General features: G+C 67.1%; 14 protein-coding genes. 5 read left to right on the top strand and 9 right to left on the bottom strand.

Going from position 1 to position 19061, the window contains the following annotated elements:
* Positions 1-45 precede the first annotated feature (45 nt).
* The 5 genes from CSW63_RS04000 to CSW63_RS03980 all read right to left on the bottom strand — a co-directional run bounded on the left by CSW63_RS04000 (position 46) and on the right by CSW63_RS03980 (position 7949).
* Positions 46-2544 carry a TonB-dependent receptor gene (locus CSW63_RS04000; RefSeq protein WP_062095354.1) on the bottom strand — a complete coding sequence of 833 codons (2499 nt, stop codon included), beginning with the start codon at positions 2542-2544 and terminating at the stop codon, positions 46-48.
* 117 nt (positions 2545-2661) lie between these two features.
* Entirely contained in the window at positions 2662-3609 is a 948-nt protein-coding gene (locus tag CSW63_RS03995) for a FecR domain-containing protein (protein WP_062095352.1), read from the bottom strand.
* A complete protein-coding gene (locus CSW63_RS03990; RefSeq protein WP_062095350.1) occupies positions 3609-4163 on the bottom strand; it encodes an RNA polymerase sigma factor in 555 nt (184 codons plus the stop codon). Before CSW63_RS03990 ends, CSW63_RS03995 begins: the two co-directional genes overlap by 1 nt.
* A 188-nt stretch (positions 4164-4351) precedes the next feature.
* Positions 4352-4777: a response regulator transcription factor gene (locus CSW63_RS03985; RefSeq protein WP_062095348.1), complete on the bottom strand. Its 426-nt coding sequence runs from the start codon at positions 4775-4777 to the stop codon at positions 4352-4354.
* Positions 4767-7949 (bottom strand): PAS domain-containing protein, encoded by a 3183-nt coding sequence (locus CSW63_RS03980; RefSeq protein WP_231737409.1) that lies wholly within the window; start codon positions 7947-7949, stop codon positions 4767-4769. Before CSW63_RS03980 ends, CSW63_RS03985 begins: the two co-directional genes overlap by 11 nt.
* Before the next feature lie 290 nt (positions 7950-8239).
* Here CSW63_RS03980 and CSW63_RS03975 point away from each other — a divergent pair, with 290 nt between their 5' ends.
* Positions 8240-9106, top strand: coding sequence for a site-specific integrase (locus CSW63_RS03975; protein ID WP_062095345.1), 867 nt, complete (start codon positions 8240-8242; stop codon positions 9104-9106).
* Positions 9107-9122: 16 nt separating this feature from the next.
* Positions 9123-10382, top strand: a complete 1260-nt coding sequence (locus tag CSW63_RS03970) for a transposase zinc-binding domain-containing protein (RefSeq protein WP_082749426.1) — start codon at positions 9123-9125, stop codon at positions 10380-10382.
* Between the two features lie 402 nt (positions 10383-10784).
* Here CSW63_RS03970 and istB read toward each other — a convergent pair whose 3' ends face one another.
* From istB to CSW63_RS03950, 4 genes are all read right to left on the bottom strand, one after another.
* Positions 10785-11513, bottom strand: a complete 729-nt coding sequence (istB, locus tag CSW63_RS03965; protein WP_066684304.1) for an IS21-like element helper ATPase IstB — start codon at positions 11511-11513, stop codon at positions 10785-10787.
* Positions 11500-13014 (bottom strand): IS21 family transposase, encoded by a 1515-nt coding sequence (istA, locus tag CSW63_RS03960; RefSeq protein WP_066684306.1) that lies wholly within the window; start codon positions 13012-13014, stop codon positions 11500-11502. The genes istB and istA overlap by 14 nt, the downstream gene beginning before the upstream one ends.
* Positions 13015-13457: 443 nt before the next feature.
* Positions 13458-13715 (bottom strand): helix-turn-helix domain-containing protein, encoded by a 258-nt coding sequence (locus CSW63_RS03955; RefSeq protein ID WP_082749430.1) that lies wholly within the window; start codon positions 13713-13715, stop codon positions 13458-13460.
* Between the two features lie 81 nt (positions 13716-13796).
* Positions 13797-14042 carry a helix-turn-helix domain-containing protein gene (locus CSW63_RS03950; protein ID WP_062095333.1) on the bottom strand — a complete coding sequence of 82 codons (246 nt, stop codon included), beginning with the start codon at positions 14040-14042 and terminating at the stop codon, positions 13797-13799.
* A 107-nt stretch (positions 14043-14149) separates the two neighbouring features.
* Between CSW63_RS03950 and CSW63_RS03945 the strand changes: the two genes are divergently transcribed.
* From CSW63_RS03945 to CSW63_RS03935, 3 genes are all read left to right on the top strand, one after another.
* Positions 14150-14725, top strand: coding sequence for an RNA polymerase sigma factor (locus CSW63_RS03945; RefSeq protein ID WP_082749425.1), 576 nt, complete (start codon positions 14150-14152; stop codon positions 14723-14725).
* 10 nt (positions 14726-14735) lie between these two features.
* Positions 14736-15767: a FecR family protein gene (locus CSW63_RS03940; protein WP_062095331.1), complete on the top strand. Its 1032-nt coding sequence runs from the start codon at positions 14736-14738 to the stop codon at positions 15765-15767.
* A gap of 225 nt (positions 15768-15992) precedes the next feature.
* On the top strand, positions 15993-19025 hold the full coding sequence (locus tag CSW63_RS03935) for a TonB-dependent receptor (protein ID WP_062095328.1): 3033 nt from the start codon (positions 15993-15995) through the stop codon (positions 19023-19025).
* The last annotated feature ends 36 nt before the right edge of the window (positions 19026-19061 follow it).

Genomic DNA, 19061 nt, shown 5'->3' with positions numbered 1-19061 from the left:
CGAGGTGGAGGCGATCCGACCCGAGAGGACCGGATCGCCCCGCGCTCAGAAGTCGAGCCGCGCGCCGATCCCGTAGGTGGCGGGCGCTCCGACCAGTCGAGCCGCGCCGTTCAGCTCCGGGAAATAGACCTCGTCGGTGATGTTGCGACCATAGGCATAGACCGTCCAGTTCGATGGCGTGGCCAAGTCCACCCGCGCGTTGACCAGGGTGTAGGCCTTGGCTGTGTTGCCTGGCGCCGCGTTCAGGCGGTTGGATTCCTCGCCATGGTGGGTGACGCCCACCCGGCTGCGCAGCGACCAGCCTTCCCTCAGCGTGATGCTGTGGTTCAGGCTAGCGGTGGCCGATACATCCGGCGCGCCCGGCAGCGGGTCGCCCACCGTCTGCAGCACATCGGCCACGCGGTTGGAGGAGAACGACAGGACTTCGGTGTCGAGCCACGCGGCGTTGACGTCAAAGGTCAGATTCTGGCGCTCGGTACGCAGCAACTGTGCGCTGAGCGCCACCTCGACACCCTTGCTGCTAGCCTTGCCGACATTGGCGCGGCCGTTGGTGTCGTTGGCCAGGCGCGTCGTCGCCTGCAGCTCGCTGAAGCGGTAGTCGAAAACGTCCAGTGACAGGCGCAAGCGCGAGGTAGTCCAGCGCAGGCCCGCCTCGTAGGCGCGCACGGTCTCCGAGGCGAACGGCTTGGTCTCGGCCACGGTAAAGATCGAGGTGCCGTCGAAGCCGCCGCCGCGATAGCCGGTGCCGGCTGAGACGAAGACATTCAGGGCTGGCGTGACATCGTACTTCACGGTCAGGCGCCCCGAGACATTGTCGTCGTCGAACTTTTCGTCCCATGAGAAGGGGTTGGTGGTGACGAAGGTCGTCGTGAAGGTGCTGATACCCCACGGATTGTGGTCGATGTTGCGGCCGACATAGTGGGCGTTGTCGCGCGTGTAGCGCAGACCCGCCGAGATCTGCAGGCGCTCGATCAGGCGATAGTCGGCCTGGCCGAACAGCGCGAAGCTCTCCCGTTCCTGGCGGTGAAGGTTGTCGTACGTCGTCAGCGCCGAGTAGCTGATCCAGTTGGTGTCGAACTTGACCTCGTCGGTCACGAAGAAGGCGCCGGCGATCCAATCCAGCTTGCCGCCGGTGTCGTCGGCTAGGCGCATTTCCAGCGATGACTGGCTGAGCTTCTCGTTGGCGTCGAAATAGGAGGCCGGATAGGGCGAGCCGTCGCCGTTGCCTTTAACAGAGCGCTTGCTGCCCTGCCAGCCGCCGATGGCGGTGAAATTCAGGTTCTCGCGGACCTTGTGGCTGAAGCTCGCCGAGCCGCCATAGATGTCGATGCTCTGGGTCGGATAGCCGGTCGAGTAGAACTCGTACGGGTCGTTGTTCTCGCCGGCGTTGGCGATCGAGGCGTCCCGGGCCCGCGAGATCCGGTCGTACTGACGGGTGTCACCCCGGTCGCGACTGCCGAACAGCTTCACGACCAGATCGCTTTCCGGGGCCATCTTGACGTCGAAGGTCGCGCGGCCGGCGATGAGGTCCTTATCGCCGAAACCCTTGCGGCGCCCCGGATCGACCAGCGCCGGCACCTGGGTCTGCACCATGCCGCGCACCGACGGGCGATAGCCAGCCAAGAGACCCGCGCCCGCGCCGTCCATGAAGCCGCCGCCGTTCTGGGCCAGGACGGCGAGGCGAACCCCGAGGTTCTCGCTGACCGGCCCGCCGACCGAGGCTTCCATCTCAATGAAATCGTAGCTGCCGTACTCGACGCGGCCCGAGCCTTCGAGAACTTGGCCGGGACCGCGGGTGATGGCGTTGATGACGCCGGCCGTGGTGTTGCGGCCATAGAGCGTGCCTTGCGGTCCCTTGAGCACTTCGATGCGATCGAGGTCGAACAGCGGCATGCCCAGATAGGCGTTCGAGGTCTGGTAGACGCCATCGACATGCAAGGCGACCGAGGGGTTGCCGTTGGGCTTGTAATCGTCGGCGCCGCCGATGCCGCGGATGCTGATCAGGCCGTAGTTGACGCCGCCGAAGGCATAGTTCACCGAGACGCCGGCGACCTGATCGACGAGGTCGACGACGTTGGCGATCCCGCGCCGCTGGGCGTCGCCGCCTTCGACGACGGTCACGGCGATCGGGACGTTCTCGATCCGCGCCGAGCGCTTCTGGGCGGTGACAATCACTTCTTCCAGCTCGGCGACGACCGGATTTTCCTCCACCGAGATCAGGAATGTCCGCGGTCCGGTAGTCGTCGCCCTCAGGCCAGAACCCGCCAGGAGGTCGCGCAGCGCCTCGGCGGGCGGGCGCGTGCCGATCACGGCGTTGGCGCGCTTGCCCTTCACGAGGTTCGACGCATAGAGCACCTGCACGTCGGCCTGCTTGGCGAAGGCCGGCAGGGCCAGTTCCAGGGGTTGGGTTGGCAGGGTGAAGGCCACCGACGGCGCGGCGGGCTCCTGGGCCAGGGCCGGCGCGGCCGCGCTCAGGACCATCACGGCGCAGCAGGCCATCAGGCCGCGCCGAAGACCAGCGGCGTGGGAAACTCGGTTCGTCATCGTGCTTTCCTAGGCAAATCCGGCCCCCGTCGACCGATCATCCCCAGGAACCGCGGCTCCGCCGAAAGCCTCACCTTGTCGTGAAAATTTCATCGAGCACGGGGACGCCAGAACCGGTCATTCGGCGATCTCCCAGGTCGTCCTGTCGACCTGCTGGACGCGCACGCCAAAGCCCACGCGCAGGGCGTTGGCGAACTCGCGCGCGCCGTCGTAGCGGAACGATCCGGAGATCCGGATGTCGTTCAACCGCGCGCCCGGAGCCAGGGACAACTGGTCGCTGGAATAGCGATTGAACGCCGCCGCGACCTGCGGCAACGGCGTGTCGTTGAACACCAGCCGGCCATCGCGCCAGGCCGTGAGCGCGTCGAGATCCGCCGCCGCCACGGATTTTGGCCCGGCCTGACCAGACACCATTTGGAAGGTCGTCAGTCTTCGCGGCGCGGACTGTCCGGCCGCGGCGACGTCGAGCGCTCCGTCCTCGATAAGAATCTGCGCCGTATCGCCCTGCTTGGTCACTTGGAAACGCCCGCCGCTGCCTTGGGCGTGCTCATCGCCAACAACGACCTGGAACGGCCGGTCGGGGGCCGAGCGCATGTCGAAATAGGCCTGCCCCTCAACGAGCCGCACGCGCCGACGCTGGGCGTCGTACTGCACACGAACCCTCGACAGCGGAGCCAGGGTCACGCTCGATCCGTCCGGCAACGGGGCGGTAAGGCGCTCGCCCGCGCTGGTGCGGATCGTCGCGCCGGCCGCGCTGGCCATCATCACCGCGACGCCGCCCCCGCCCGCCGCTGTCGCGGCGCCGGCCAAGCCGAAAATCGCGCGCCGACGGCTGATCCCGGATGCGTCGCGCAAAGCAGCCGCGCGCATCGCCATTAGGCCATCGGCGCCCTTGGCCGCCCTCAGGGACGACCAGGCGTGGGCGGTTTCCTGATAGGCTTCGGCGTTGCCGGGGGCTTCGAGCCATTCAAGGAACGCTTTGCGGTCGTCCGCCGCCAGCGGCCCGCGATCGGCCTTGGCGAACCATCGGGCGGCCTCGTCCTCGTCAACGATGCGACGCCTCATCACCCCTGCTCCCGCAAGGCGTTGCGCAGCACAGCCATCGACCGCACAAGATGCTTCTCGACGGCGCTGACCGAGATATTCAGCCGGGCGGCGATCTGGGCGTGGCTCATGTCCTCGAAGCGACGAAGAATGACGATGGTGCGCGCCCGGGGCGACAGCGACTTGAGGGCGACCTGGATGCGCTCCAGGCTTTGCCGCCCTCCGACAACGTCCTCCGCGTCGGGGAGGTCGTCAGCCAGGTCGATACGTTCCAAGTCGACCGCGCTCAGCAGCGGCCGTGTCCGTTCCCGTTTCACCTTGTCGCGAAGGAGGTTCGCGGCGGCCTCGAACACGTAACCATCGATGCTCTCGAGGGCCATGAGGCCAGGCCGGCGCAGCAGTCGCAGGAACAGATCCTGCACCAATTCCTCGCTGTCGGGCCGCGAGCCGGTGCGGCGCGTGAAGTAGCGCAGCAGTGGAACGCGAAGGCGTCGGGTCAGGGCCTCAAAGCGCTCGGCGCCTGGCGAGCCGGACGACTCACGCGTCAGGCCTTGATCGGAGGCAGGGATGGACATGAGCCGGCAATGCCAGCGCCTGACGACAATCGTGTGAAACTCCGTGGGAGACCCCGACGACTACAATGCGCCGCTAGCGGACTCTGGCGTCGATCCGGGAACACGACGTTGAATTCGATACCGACAAGGCAGCGCTGAGCGGAAACGCCGCTAGATTGAGCCTCTCCGCTGGATATGTATGACGGCCGCTAGAGCAGCACCTCGTTTGAAACTATTGGAGGCGCCGTCGGCCTAGGGCGCAGCAGGCGAGCTACCCGCGCCAACAACATCGCGTCGTTGAACGGCTTGGCGAGATAGTCTTTTGCACCTAGTGCGAGGGCTTCGCGAATGTCGTTTGGTGCATTGCGGGCCGTAAGCATCATCACTGGGATATTGGACACGGCCGGGCTCTTCCTGAGATGGCGCAGCACGCCAAAGCCGTCCAGCCGGGGCATGTTGACGTCCAAGACTATGGCGGCGGGCCGGGTGCTGTGGATGCCCTCCAGAGCCTCCCATCCATCGCGACCGAAACTGGTCGCGTAGCCGGCCAGGTCAAGCCGCGTGGTCAGAAGTTCCAGCAGGTTGCGGTCGTCTTCCGCGATGAAGATCCGTTTCGTGCGCGCGTTAGGCGGCATTTTCGATATCTCCCTCGAAGGACAGGGTGCGGTTGATCTCCGCGATCAGCGTGCGCGCATCCAGCGGCTTGGCGACCAAGCCGTCGAAGACGTCCACCGGCAAGACGCCGCCCACATCGGCCGAGAAGGCGATGATCGGGACATTGCCGTTGAGCCCGTCCTTGCGAATCTGTCGGGTCGCGGCCTCGCCGCCTATGCCCGGCATGCGCAGGTCCATAAGGATCACGTCGAAGGGCTCGCCGGCGGCGAGCTGGACGGCCGTCTCGCCGTCGGGCGCCTCGGCCATTTCAGCGCCGAAGGCACGCAGCACCGCACAGACCAGGTCGCGATTGACCGGGTTGTCGTCAACCACCAGCACCCGGCAACCTTCGGGTATGACCGCCGTCTCGCCATCCACCTCGGTCACGGCGCGCGAGGTCTTGTCGGCCGGGATCTCAAACCAGAAGCAGGATCCCTGGCCGGCCTGGCTGGAGACGCCGATTCGGCCGCCCATGGCGTCGACCAGGCCCTTGCAGATCGCCAAGCCCAGGCCCGTCCCGCCATGTCGGCGCGTGGAGGACCCGTCGACCTGCGAGAACCGCTTGAACAGCTGGCCCAGACGGTCGGCGGGAATGCCCACGCCGCTGTCGGTGATCGAGACGCGAAGGCGGCGGGTTCTGGCCGTCCACCTGGCGTCCAGCGTCACCCGACCGCGGTCGGTGAACTTCACCGCGTTGCCGATCAGGTTGAGCAGGATCTGGCGGATCCGGTCGGGGGCCAGGGCCAGTCCATCAGGCAGCTGATCCAGGCCGGTCATGACCAGATCCAGGCCCTTTTCCTGGGCCTGGCCCGAGAAGAGGTCCATGGCGTCTTCCAAGACCTGGCGCGGATTGCTGGGGGCGACGATGATCTCGACCTGACCAGCCTCCAGCTTGGAGAAGTCCAGAATGTCATTGACCGTCGACAGCAGCGCCTTGCCGGCGTTGGAGACCCTATCCACGAAGCGGCGGGTGGCGGGCGACAGTTCGGGTTGATCCTCGATCAGGCGCGAGAAGCCCAGCACGGCCGTCAGCGGTGTGCGCAGCTCGTGGCTCATGTTCGACAGGAATTCGGCCTTCACCGCAGCAGCCGCCTCGGCCTCGGCGCGGGCCAGTTCCAGCGCCGCCTCGAGCGCCTTGCGGCCGGTGATGTCTCGCGCAACGTCCTGGATCGCGGCCAGCTTGCCGGTCTCCGCATCGAAAAACAGCTTTGGCTGCCCCTCCAGCCAGACCCAATGACCGTCCTTGTGCCGTCCCCGAAACTGATAGGGCTCGGAGGTCGCGGAGGGCCCCTTGGCGATCAGGTCGCCATAGTATCCCATCATCACCGCCACATCCTCGGGATGGGTCATATCGATGACCCGGCGGCCAATCATCTCCTCGGGCGTATAGCCGAGAATGGGGTGGCATGCCGGCGAGATGAATCGGATATCACCGGCCGGTCCGAAGGATGTGATCATGTCGCTGGCGCTGTCGGCCATCAGCCGATAGCGGCTTTCACTGGCCGCCAGATCGGCCTGAGCCCGGCGCTCGTCGGTGATGTCGCGGACCGTACCCATGATGAAGGTCGGGACGCCGTCGGGCCCCATATCGATGATCGAGCTGCCGGAAATATAGCGCTCCTCGCCGTCCGGGCGGACGATGCGCGTGGTGACGTTGTAGTCGGCCTCGCCGGTCTTCAGGCGTTCGGCGATCCGGGCCATGGTCCAGGCGCGTTCTTCGGGATGGATACGGTCGTTGAAGCTGGCCATGGCCGGCCGCTCGACGCGCTCTAACCCATAGATTTCGAACATCTTGGGCGACACATCCAGGTCCAGGGCCTTCAGGTCGTATCGCCAGTAGCCGACGCCGCCGATGTCCTCGGCCAGCCGCGCCCGCTGGGCCTGTTCCCGCGCAGTGTCGCGGGCGTCCATCATCTCCAGTTCCAGGGCCTTGCGGTCGGAGATGTCGCGTGAGACCGAGACGATTTCCTGCGGCGCGCCGGACTCGTCGCGCACCAGCTGCAGGTTGGATTCCACCCAGATGTAGTGACCCGCCTTGTGGCGCGAGCGGTGTTGAAGCGTGCTCTGGTCCAGCCCGCGCGACATCGCCTCGAACACCGCCATCACCCGCTCGCGATCCGCCGGGTGCAGCACCGAGGGCACGGTCAGTCCGATGGTTTCCTCGACGGTGTAGCCAAGCAGTTTCTCGATGGCCGGCGAGATGAAGTGGCCCGCACCTGCAAAATCGTATCGGGTGATGACGTCGCCGGCATGCTGGGTAACCAGTTGATAGCGCTGCTTGCGATCCTTCAGGGTCTCGATGGTCGTGACAGTGTCGGTTATGTCCTGGAACAGCCCAATGATCGCAGACGGCTTGCCATGGTCGTCCAGTTCGCAGACCCCGCGCGAGACGACGTGGCGCATGGCGCCGTCGGCGCGCATCAGCCTCAGCCTGAACTCAAACCCGGCGCCGGTCTCGACAGCATTGGCCAGATGAGACCGGACCATGTCGCGGTCGTCGGGATGATAGAAAGCGATGGCGTCGTCGAGTCCGGGATCGAAGCTCTCGCGATCAACGCCGTGGATCGCGTAAACCGCGTCTGACCAGGTCGGCTTGTTGGTGGCTAGATCCAGCCGCCAGTGGCCAACGCCAGACATGGTCTCGGCGATCTCGAGAAGCCGCTGTTTTTCGCGGGCCTGGCGGTGGGCGCGGGTCAGTTCGAACTCGTCGACCACGATGCGCGCCAGTAGCTGAAGCCGTTCCAGCTCGGCGGGGCTGGGGCGCGGCCTGGGCTTGTCGTCGATGACGCAGAGGGTGCCAAGGTTGTGGCCCTCCTTGGTGGTCAGGGTCGCGCCCGCATAGAAGCGAATGTCCGGCGCGCCGGTGACCAGGGGATTGTTCGCAAAGCGCGGGTCCAGAGTGGCGTCTTCGACCACCATCACGGCGTCGGGACCCATGGCGATAGCGTGGGCGCAAAAGGCCTGATCGCGCGGCGTCTCCGACGCTTCCAGGCCAACCCTGGCCTTGAACCACTGTCGATGCTCGTCGATCAGCGAAACCAGCGAAATCGGTGTCGAAAAAAGGTTTCCAGCCAGTCCGGCAAGGCGATCAATCGCGGCGTCAGCCTCTGTGTCCAAGACACTATAGGCCCGCAAGGCTGCCAGCCTTTGCACCTCGCGATCACCCATCTCGTCCCACCCAATCGTTTGCAAGACCTTAGACGCGAGAGGTGGCAACAGGGTTAACGGATGCGTGCGACAAAGTGACATCCGTTCGGTGAGCGACGTTCTCTAGGGGTCTTTCTCAAAGCCTCCTCCCTCCCCGATCATTTGTCGTCAGCGCGCCATTGCACTAACCCGCTCGCGCGGGAGGGGCATTTGTTCGGCGCTGGGGAACATCGGGATCCTCCTGTCTGAAGAGGAACGTGGGTCGGCCACGTCCTCCTCAAGACAGGAGACGAGTGATGCCCGAAGAAGATATCCACCCGTTGCGTCGCAGGATGGTCGAAGACATGACCCTCCGCAACTTCGATCCGCGGACCCAGGAGACCTACATCCGAGCGGTTCGATCCTGCAGCCGCTACTGCGGCAGGACCCCAGGCGAGCTGACGTTCGAGGATGTACGGCGCTACCAGCTGCACCTGACGCAGAGCGGCCTGGCCCCGGCCAGCATCAATGGCGCGATGGTGGCGCTGCGGTTCTTCTTCCGCGTGACGCTCAAGCGGCCAGAGGCCTTGGACTACATCCCGATCGCCCGCCAGCCACAGAGATTGCCGGTCGTGCTGGCGCCGGACGAGGTCGCGCGGCTGTTGCAGGCGGCGCCGGGGCTCAAGTGGCGCACCGCGCTCAGCGTGGCCTACGGCGCGGGCCTGCGGGCCGCCGAGGTCGTGGGCCTGAAGGTCGGCGACATCGACAGCCAGCGCATGCGCATTCGGGTCGAACAGGGCAAGGGTCGGCGCGACCGCGACGCGCTGCTCTCACCGCATCTGCTGGCGACCTTGCGCAACTGGTGGAAGGTGGCGCGCCCGCCGGTGTGGCTGTTCCCCAACCGGCTGACGTCGTTCAACGCCGTGACGCCGCGCTCGCTCAACCGCGCCTTCCACGTGGCGGTCAGGACGGCCGGCATCAGCAAGCCGGTTTGCCTGCACACCCTGCGCCATTGCTTCGCTACTCACCTGCTGGAGCAAGGGGTCGATGTGCGGGTGATCCAGGTTCTGCTGGGCCACAAGAAGCTTGAGACCACCTCGGTTTGCACCCATGTGGCCGCCAAGACCCTGGACGGCATCGAGAGCCCGCTGGATCTGCTGCGATTGAGACCGCCGCCGGCCTGAGCGAGTGACCGGGCCTGTGCGCCCGGTCCTGGAGGTCGCTGACATCTTCAACGCCCATGGCGAGGCCTTCCGTCGCGACCAAGCCGGACATCTGAGCCTGGCTCAGCTCAAGGTGATGTCGGCGATCCAGGCCTGCCGCACCGCGCAGTTGGGCGGCCACGTCGAGCGCTGCGAGGACTGCGACCATCAGCGGATCGCCTACAACTCCTGCCGCAATCGGCACTGTCCAAGGTGCCAAGGCGCGGCGGCGCAGCGCTGGCTGGAGGCCCGACAGGCTGAGCTGTTGCCGCTGCCCTACTACCACGTGGTCTTCACCCTGCCGGCCCAGATCGGCGACATCGCCTTCCAGAACCAGGCCGTGGTCTACGCCGCCCTGTTCAAGGCCGCCTCCGAGACCCTGCTGACCATCGCCGCCGATCCCAGGCGCCTGGGCGCCCGCATCGGCCTGACGGCCGTCCTTCACACCTGGGGGTCAGCGCTCACCCACCATCCGCATGTCCACTGCATCGTCCCCGGCGGCGGCCTCGCCTTAGACGGACAGAGCTGGGTCTCTTGTCGCCCCCGGTTCTTCCTGCCGGTCCGCGTGCTCTCCAGGCTGTTCCGGCGGCTGTTCCTCGAGAAGCTCGCCGCCGCCCACGCCGAGGGGCAGCTGTCCTTCTTCGGTGAACTGGCCAGTCTGGCCGACCGCGCCGCCTTCGCCGCTCGCCTGGCCCCGCTGCGCCGCGTCGAATGGGTGGTCAAGGCCAAGCTGCGTGAGGATCGTCGGCCGGCCTCCGGGCCCAACGATGTCTGGGCCATGGACTTCCTGCACGATCAGTTGTTCGACGAACGCAAGATCCGTATCCTGGCCGTCATCGACACCTTCAGCCGGTTCTCGCCGGCGCTGGATCCACGGTTTGCCTATAAGGCCTGTGACGTGGTCCAGACGCTCGAGCGGGCTGGAAAGGCCGTCGGCTATCCGCGGGTCATTCGGGTCGACAACGGCCCGGAATTTGTCTCCCGCGACCTGGATCTGTGGGCCTACCAGCGCGGTGTCACCTTGGACTTCAGCCGGCCCGGCAAGCCGACCGACAACGCCTTCGCCGAGTCCTTCAACGGCAAGGTCCGGGCTGAATGCCTAAACACCGCCTGGTTCATGTCCCTCGACGACGCCCGCTCAAAATGCGAGGCTTGGCGTAGGGACTATAACGAGCAGCGTCCCCACAGCGCGATCGGCGACAAGTGCCCGATCGAGCTCATGAACGGCGCCGGGCCATATGGCCCGCCCGGCGCCTGACCGGCGAGAAATCCCGGCCCGACCTGGTCCAAGGTCGGGGGCAAGGTCAAGTCGAGGCGGACTCTAGTTATTTCTGGAGGAGTTTCAGGGGGTCACGTCAGCGTCGTGACGGAGAAAACTGGCGGCACACTCTTGCGACCATGCCGGTCAGCGCATCGCCAGCGACCTCATGGGACAAGCGCGTCGCTCAAATCCCCATAGGCCTGTCAAACGGCGTCCAAAGCTGACCCCCAATATGCGTCCAAAGTTGACCCCTCTACGCTCTGTTCCCGGACCGGCGGCGAGGCGCGTAGCGGTCAGCTAGCGCAGCGCGTCGCCGCCTAGTGAGCCACTGATCTTTCAGCTGCCCGGAGGGGGTCTGGGGGAGGTTGAACAAGTTGTGGATGACGCTGGGCGCGCCGGTCAGGCGCGGTTCCTGAGCCGCCAGCTGTCATTGCCGGTCTCGACGATGTCGCAGTGATGAGTCAGGCGGTCGAGCAGCGCCGTGGTCATCTTGGCGTCGCCGAAGACGGTGGGCCACTCCCCGAAGGTCAGGTTGGTGGTGATGATCACCGAGGTGCGCTCGTAGAGCTTGCTGATCAGGTGGAACAGGCGCTGGCCGCCGGACTGGGCGAACGGCAGGTAGCCCAGCTCGTCGAGCACCACGACGTCCAGACGTGAGAGCTGGGCGGCCAAGGCGCCGGTCTTGCCGCGCCGGGCCTCGTCCTCAAGGCGGTTCACCAGATCGACGGTGTTGAAGTAGCGGCCACGGGCGCCGGCCCGCACGACGTTGGCGGTGATGGCGATGGCCAGGTGGGTCTTGCCGGTGCCCGTGCCGCCGACCAGGACGATGTTGCGGTGATCGGCCAGGAACGAGCCGCTGTGCAGGGCGCGGACCAGGCCCTCATTGATCGGCGAGCCGTCGAAGGTGAAGCGCGCCAGATCCTTCATCGCCGGCAGCTTGGCGGCGGTGATCCGGTAGCGGATGGAGGCGGCCTGGCGGTGCGCGGTCTCGGCCTTGAGCAGGTCGGCCAGCATCTCCAAGGCGGTGCGGTTGCGCTGCAGGCCCGTGGTCACCGCGTCGTCGAACGCGGCGGCCATGCCCTTCAGGCCCAGCTGACCCAGGGCCTCGATCATCTCATGCCGCTGCACGGGGACCTCGCAGCAGGTCGTAGCGGGCGCAGTCGGCGATCGGCGGATGACGCAAGGCCAAGGCCTGTGACGTGGTGATCGCCTCGGGCCTGGGCGGTTCGCGCCGTCGGGCCAGGATGTTGAGGATCACCTCGTCACTGGCGGCGCCGGCGTCGAGGGCCTCGCGGACCGCGTCGTCCACGGCGTCCAGGCCGTCGTCGAGGACGCTGGCCAGCACCCGAACGAAGCGCCGATCGGCCTCGTCGCCCGAGCCCAGTCGCTTGCGCAGCCGGGTCAGGGCGGGCGGCAGAGACCAGTCCTGGAACGGCGCGCCGTTGCGCAGCGCCCCAGGCTTGCGTGCCAGGACAGGCAGATAGTGCCAGGGGTCATAGACGGTGTGGTCGCGCCCAAAGCCGCGGGGATGATCGGCCACGACCTCGCCGTCGCACAGGACCATGACCCGGTCGGCATAGGCTCGGATCTGCACCGCCCGGCGCGCCGCCCTGGCCTCCACCGAGTAGCGGTTGCGGTCGAAGTTGATCAGGCAGGTGGCCTGGGCGACGGCCTCGACCTGGTGGAAGCCGTCGAAGGGCCCTACGAACGGCGCCAGGAACGGCCGCTCAGCCTCGAACACCTCCTGGACTGTGCGGTCGCGATACTCGGGGTGACGGTCGTTGCGGGCCCGGCGCTCGCACTCGGCTTCCAGCCAGCCGTTCAGCTCCTCCAGGGTCCTGAACCGAGGGCGCGGCTTGAAGATGTTGTCGCGGGCGTAGCCGACCTGGTTCTCCACCTGGCCCTTCTCCCAGCCCGAGGCCGGGGTGCAGGCCACAGGCTCGATCAGGTAGTGGGAGCACATCTGCTCGAAGCGCCGGTTGAAGCGCCGGGTCTTGCCGGCGAACACCGCCTCCACGGCGGTCTTCATGTTGTCGTAGATGCCCCGCCGGGTGACACCGCCAAACAGCGCGAAGGCCCGGGCATGGGCGTCGAACACCATCTCCTGGGTCTCGCGCGGATAGGCCCGGATGTAGAAGCGGCGGCTGTGGCTGAGCCGCAGGTGGGCCACCTTCACCGTCAGCGGCGTGCCGCCGATCTCCACCTGGTCGTGGCTCCAGTCGAACTGGTAGGCGTCGCCCGGCGCGAAGCTCAGGGGCACGAAGGCCTCGACCGGCGAGCTGACGCCCCGGCGCTGATCAGCCCAGCGGCTCGCGTAGCGCCGAACCGCATCATAGCTACCGTCGTATCCCTCACGACTTAGTAGGTCGGCGATCCGTGTCAGCGTCAGCCGGTCTTTACGAGGGCCCGAGGCATTGGCCTCCAACATGCCCTCCAGGCGCTCGATGAAGGTCCCAAGCTTGGGGTGCGGCTGCTCGCGCCGCTCGTAGACCAGAGAGGTCTCTCCCGATCTCAAGACCTTGCGCACCGTGTTGCGCGCCAGGCCCATCTCCCGCGCGATCGTCTTCACGCCCTTACCCCGCGCGAAATGCTCGCGCCGGATCTTCGCCACCGTCTCCAATACCAACATCCCTGTCTCGATCCGCAGCTCCACAAGCCGCCGATCTGGCCATCAAAGCCTCAAGGATAGGGGGTCAACTTTGGACGCCTATCTCCCCGAGAAGGGGGTTAGTTTTGCAAGCCGGAACACAGCCCAATCTGGGCGGATGCTTCGAATGTCACCCTCGCGGCTCTGGATCGCCAGGCCGCAGTGATCGCTACGAAGTCATTCGCCCAGCGCCGCGCAACCGCGCCCGATCAGCGGGCTCAATCACACAACTTCCGTTAAGCAATGGATCTCGACAGCGGGGGTCCTCCGGTTGATCGAGAACCAGCCTCTCACATCAGGCCAGCCTCCGGACCGCTGTAACGCCTTGTCACCCGAATGGGCCGAGACCGCGAAGCGGGCTCGGCGGCGTCCGGCGCAGCCGGCGCCGTAGAGCGCGAGCGGGCGCAAGCGCGAGACGCCCAGCGCTAGATTTCAATCGCCAAGGGAATGTTCGAAATCAGTTCTGAAAAGAGGCGCTGTGGATCTTCGCCCATGGCGCGGGCCAAGGCGATGAACTCGAGAACATCAATACGCCTCTGAGAACGCTCAATCAGAGAAATGAAAGTTTGATCTCGGCCGACCTTTGCCGCCAGCTCAACCTGGGTCAGGCCCGATCGTTTTCGCGCCGCGATCATAATATCGACGAGCTGCGTGTGCGCTCCATCGAAGATCGTCTTGGACATCACCGCCGACCGCAGGAATTTGCAACGGCGGATCAAATATATGGAAAATCCACATAGTCAGATTTTCCATATTTCTCTCAGCTAGGCTTTGGGCTGCGTTAGGAGCTCGGCGAACATGGCTTCGGGTTCGACTTCCAGAGCACGTGCCAAAGCTACGAACTCAATAACATCGACGCGGCGCTGGCCGCGTTCAATCAGGGAGATAAAGCTCTGGCTTCGGCCCAAACGCGCGCCCAGTTGAGCCTGCGTAAGGCGAAGCCCCTTGCGAGCCGCAATGAGGAGCTCGACCAGACTGGTATGCGCGCTGTCGAAAATCGAGCTTGGCATGGGCCGACCACGGATTGATCGGCGGACCATCTATATGGAAAATTCGCGTATGCAGATTTTCCGTATTTCGGTAGATTCCCCGCATCACCCGGCCTGGAATGCGGCTCATGCCTCCGCCCGACACCAACCGCCCCGTCTCGACCGCCGAGCGCAAGGACGCCCCGCAAGGCCTCGCGCGCGATGACGCGCCGGGCCTGGCCGTAAGCGACACGACGCCTCCCGCTCCGCCTCTGGCCGACGCTTATCTGGCCCACCGCGACTGGCTGACCCGGGCGCTGGCCTGGCGTTATGGCGCCGAAGAGGCTGACGACATCGCCCAGGACACCTGGCTGAAGGTGCACGGCTATGCGCCGCCAAGCCCGGTGCGCAGCCCAAGGTCACTTCTGATGCGCATCGCCCGCAACGTGGCGGCAAACCGGCTGCGCAAGTCCGGGCGCGAGCGCCCCACCGACCCGCACGCCCCCCTGCTCGCCCCGTCCGCCCCGGGCGAACAGGAACTGGCGGTGGCGTTTGAGCAGATGATGCTCGCCTTGCCGCCCAAGTTGCGCGATGTTTTCGCTCTCAACCATGTCAGGGGCCTGACCTACCGGGAGATCGCGCAGCTGCGCGGCATTTCGGTCAAGGCGGTAGAAAAGCGGATGACCCAGGCGATCGCGCGCTGCGCCGAGATGATGCGGGGCTGACGGCCGCGCCATGAGCCAGCAGAACGCCAAGGCCGGCGACGGCGGGACGGGAGACGGCGGGACGGCGGACGCCAAGGCCCAGCGTGCCGCGCGCGAGGCCGCCCAGTGGTATGGCCGCCTCAATAGCGGCGCGCCCAGCTACCAGGACGTTGACGCCTTTTTCGCCTGGCGGGCCGAGACGCTGAACGATGTGGCCTATACCCGCATCGAGCGGCTGACGACGACGGCGCGGGCCCTGGCCGATGATCCAAGGCTGCAGGCGATTGCGCAGGCCGCCGCGCAGCGACCGCGCGAAAGGGACGGCTGGCGCGCAGCGCTTGCGCCTCCGCGCGGCCTGCTCATAGGCGGCCTTGGCCTTGTCGCCGCCAGCCTTCTGGTCGGCGCGATCCTGGTGGTCCAGCCGCTGGGCCAGACCTATGATACGGCGGTGGGCGAGCGGCGGGCCATCAGCCTGGAGGACGGCTCGACCATCGAACTCAACACCAATAGCCGGGTGCGCGTGCGCTTGGCCCGGGGCGAACGCCGCCTTTGGCTGGAGAAGGGCCAGGCGATGTTCGCCGTGGCCCCCGACAAGGCCCGTCCGTTCATCGTCAGGGCCGGCGACACCGCGGTGCGGGCGCTTGGCACCCGGTTCGAGGTCTGGCGGGCGGATCAGGGCGTGCGGGTGATCCTGGCCGAAGGCAAGGTTGCGGTCAGCAGCCCCGCTCGCCACGCCGCCCCGGTGACCCTGAGCGCGGGCCAACGCCTGGACGTGCGCCCGCAAGGTCCCGCCAGGCCCGCTCCCGTCGACGTGGCCGTCGAGACCGCCTGGACGCAGGGCCGAGTGACCTTCCGCGACGTGCCCCTGGCCCAGGCCGTGGCCGAGATCAACCGCTATAGCCGCCGTCACGTGGTGCTGGGCCCCGGCGCCCCGGCCCAGGAGCGCGTCACCGGGGTGTTCGACACGGGCGACACCCGCGCCTTCGTCGACGGGGTGACGACCATGCTCGACCTTAAGAGCACGCCGCGGCCGGACGGCGGGGTCGAGCTGACGGCGGGCTAGGCGCGCCCAGATCATGACCGCCGGGCCAATGGCCGACGACGCCTTGCCCAGCCCGGCGCCCGCTCGCCACCGCGCGCCGCCCGGTCGCTCCGCCTGGCCGCCGCCCCATGTCATAAAAGTTTCTCAAGCCTGGTAGGGTAAGAGCCCTTCCCAGGTGTCTCACCCACGCCACGCCCGGCAGCGCCCGCCAAGACGGCGGCCCCGAGGCGTGATGGGGGAAAACAAATGCGTATCTGTCCGCCTCGCCGCTTGCTGGGCTTGAGTACGATGGCGCTGGCCGCTGGGGCCGCGCCGGCGGTGCTGGCCGCACCCAAGCCCATGACGGCCACCGAGGTGCATTTGCAGGCCGGCCCGCTGGAGGCGTCCCTGCTGGCGCTGGCCAAGCAGACCGGCGTATCGATCGTCTTCACCACCCAGATGGTCGAGGGCCGGCAGGCGCCGGCGGTGAACGGGCGCATGACCCCGCCGCAAGCGGTCGCCCTGCTGATCGCCGGCGGCGACCTTGAGCTGCGGCAGGCGGGCGAGCGGGTGCTGGTGCTGCGCCCGCGCGGCGGGGTTTTTCAGACGGCGACGGTCCTGGACGCCGCCGGGAGCGCCGCCGCTGATCCCGGTCACGCCCAAGCCGAAAGCCCGGTGGTCACGGCCCAGGAGCCGACGGTGGTGGCCGAGATCGTGGTCGGCAGCCACATCCGTGGCCTGAAGGACACCGCCTCGCCGGTGGTGGTGCTCAGCCGCGAGGCCATCGACCAAGGCGGCTACGCCAGCATCGCCGAGGCCCTGACGGCCTTGCCCCAAGCGTTCGGCGGCACGGCCAGCGAAGACAGCGTCTCGACGGGAGCCGATCCCAACGGCACCAATTTCATGCGCGGCACGGGCGTGGACCTGCGGGGCCTGGGGGCGGATGCGACCCTGGTGCTGGTCAATGGCCGTCGCATGGCCGGCGCTGGGGTGTTTGGCGACTTTTCCGACCTTTCGGCGATCCCGTTCGTGGCTGTGGGCAAGGTCAATGTCCTGCTCGACGGGGCCTCGGCGCTCTATGGGGCCGACGCGGTCGGCGGGGTGGTCGACATCCGCCTGCGCCATGATCTTGACGGCGGCGAGACCCGGCTGATGGCCGCGAGCGCCACCCAAGGCGGCTACAGCCGGTATCTGGGCAGTCAGGCCCTGGGCCGCACCTGGTCGGGCGGTCATGTCTTGCTGGCCTATGAACACACCCGCAACGAGGCCCTGCGCGGGGCTGACCGCCCGTTCACCGGCCAGGCCGACCTTCGGGCGCTGGGTGGGAGCGACCGACGCAGCGTGGTGGCCGGCGCGCCCGGCAACATCCTGCGGCTGAACGCGGCCGGCGCCTATGTCGCCACCTACGCCATCCCCGCCGGCCAGGACGGCACGGCCCTGAAGCCTGGCGATTTCACCGCCGGGACAGTCAACCGCACCAATCAGAAGGCGGCCTATGACGTCATCCCACGCTCGACCCGCCACAGCGCAGTGATCGCCGCCGAGCAGGCGCTTGGCCTGGTGACGCTGAGCGGCGACCTGCGTCTTTCCCATCGCAAGATCAACGCCCATAACGCCGCCCCGACCACCACCATCATCCTAACCCCCGCCAATCCCTACTTCGTCTCGCCGACGGGCCAGGCCTCCGAACGCATCGCCTATGCGTTCCAGAACGAAGCCCCCGGGGTGCGCAACTGGGGCGAGGCCGAAAGTCTTGGCCTGAGCCTGGGGGGCAAGACGCGGCTCGGCGCCGGCTGGAACGCGGAGCTGCATGGCGGCTACGCCCAGGAGCTGGGGATCAGCCGCAGCGCTGGCCAGGTCAACAGCACCAACCTCTCCGAGGCGGCGGGCCTTGCCGCCGACAGCCCGCTGACCGGCTTTAGCGCCGCGCGCGACGGCTATTTCAATCCGTATATCGGCCAGGGGTCCAATAAGGCCGCGGTGCTGGACTTCATCCTGTCAGGCTGGGACCTCTCCAAGGTCCGCAGCGAAAGCCGATCGGTCAATCTTGGCTTTGACGGCCCGCTGCTGCGCCTGCCGGGCGGCCTGATGCGCCTGGCGGTCGGCGGCCAGCTGCGACGCGAGGCGCTGCGCACCGGCGGGGCGCGGTTCTTGTCGGGCTATGCGCCCTTCAACAAGGCCCCGGCCCGCTACAGCCGCGAGGTGCGTAGCGCCTACGCCGAACTCAACGCGCCGCTGGTGAGTCCAGACAACGCCCTGCCGGGGATCGAGCGGCTGGAGTTGTCGCTGGCCGGGCGGATCGAGGACTATGACGACGTCGGGTCCACCACCAATCCCAAGGTCGGGCTCGTCTGGGTCCTGCGCCCTGGCCTGACGCTCAAGGCCAGCTACGGAACCTCGTTCCGGGCCCCGGCCCTGTCGGAGCTCAATATTCCCTATGCGATCACGCCGATCGCGGTCAGCGCCCAAGGGGGCCAGGTGCCAAGCCTCGTCTATCAGGGCGGCAATCCAAACCTGCGGCCTGAGACCGCCCGGTCGTGGACGGCCGGCGTCACCTTCACGCCCAACGCCGTCCCCGACCTGACCTTGAGCCTTTCGGCCTACCGCACCGCCTTCAAGGACCGGGTCGGCTCGCCGGTGGTGCTGTCCCAGGCCCTGACCTCGGCGCAGTTCGCCCCGTTCCGCACATTCCTCAGCCCCGCGACCAACCCGGCCGATCGGGCCAAGGTGCTGGCGGCGATGGCCGATCCCAACGCGTCTGGCCTGGCGGCCTACCCGGTCGACACCTACGGGGCGATCATCGATCTGCGCTATGTCAACACCGGCAGCCTCGACGTGGCGGGCCTGGACGCCAGCGCCGCCTGGAACACCACGGTGAAGGGAGACCCCTTGGCGCTGAACGCCAGCCTCTCGTGGCTGACGCGCTATGAGCGCAAGCTCACCCCGACCTCGGCCAAGACCCCACTGGCCGGGCAGGCCGGCTATCCGGCGGATCTGCGGGCCCGGATCACGGCGAGCTGGACGCATGGACCGGCTTTGGTGACCACCTCGGTCAACCATGTCGGCGATCTTGCCACCGAGAGCGGCCGGCGCATCGCGCCCTGGACGACGGTCGACCTGCAGGGCAGTTGGCGGGGCGAGGTCCTCGCCGCCCGGAACCTGACCTTGACCCTGAACGTGCAGAACCTCTTCGACCAGGATCCGCCGTTCTACGACAACCCGCTGGCCATCGGCTACGACCCGGCCAACGCCGACCCGCTTGGCCGGATGATAAGCCTGCAGCTGACCAAGACCTGGTAGCGCGACAGAGCCCCCACCCCCACCCTTCTGCTCGGA

It is taken from the genome of Caulobacter sp. FWC26, assembly GCF_002742645.2.
Taxonomy (GTDB): domain Bacteria; phylum Pseudomonadota; class Alphaproteobacteria; order Caulobacterales; family Caulobacteraceae; genus Caulobacter.
Note: the sequence above shows the minus strand (reverse complement) of the source record. Positions and strands in the feature narration are given on the sequence as shown.

Bases quoted from the DNA above. Each gene is read 5' to 3' on its own strand.
- CSW63_RS03995 (WP_062095352.1), bottom strand. From the start codon at position 3,609: ATGAGGCGTCGCATCGTTGACGAGGACGAGGCCGCCCGATGGTTCGCC.
- CSW63_RS03935 (WP_062095328.1), top strand. From the start codon at position 15,993: ATGCGTATCTGTCCGCCTCGCCGCTTGCTGGGCTTGAGTACGATGGCG.
- CSW63_RS03985 (WP_062095348.1), bottom strand. From the start codon at position 4,777: ATGCCGCCTAACGCGCGCACGAAACGGATCTTCATCGCGGAAGACGAC.
- CSW63_RS04000 (WP_062095354.1), bottom strand. From the start codon at position 2,544: ATGACGAACCGAGTTTCCCACGCCGCTGGTCTTCGGCGCGGCCTGATG.
- istA (WP_066684306.1), bottom strand. From the start codon at position 13,014: ATGTTGGTATTGGAGACGGTGGCGAAGATCCGGCGCGAGCATTTCGCG.
- CSW63_RS03940 (WP_062095331.1), top strand. From the start codon at position 14,736: ATGAGCCAGCAGAACGCCAAGGCCGGCGACGGCGGGACGGGAGACGGC.
- CSW63_RS03955 (WP_082749430.1), bottom strand. From the start codon at position 13,715: ATGTCCAAGACGATCTTCGATGGAGCGCACACGCAGCTCGTCGATATT.
- CSW63_RS03945 (WP_082749425.1), top strand. From the start codon at position 14,150: ATGCCTCCGCCCGACACCAACCGCCCCGTCTCGACCGCCGAGCGCAAG.
- CSW63_RS03975 (WP_062095345.1), top strand. From the start codon at position 8,240: ATGCCCGAAGAAGATATCCACCCGTTGCGTCGCAGGATGGTCGAAGAC.
- CSW63_RS03950 (WP_062095333.1), bottom strand. From the start codon at position 14,042: ATGCCAAGCTCGATTTTCGACAGCGCGCATACCAGTCTGGTCGAGCTC.
- CSW63_RS03990 (WP_062095350.1), bottom strand. From the start codon at position 4,163: ATGTCCATCCCTGCCTCCGATCAAGGCCTGACGCGTGAGTCGTCCGGC.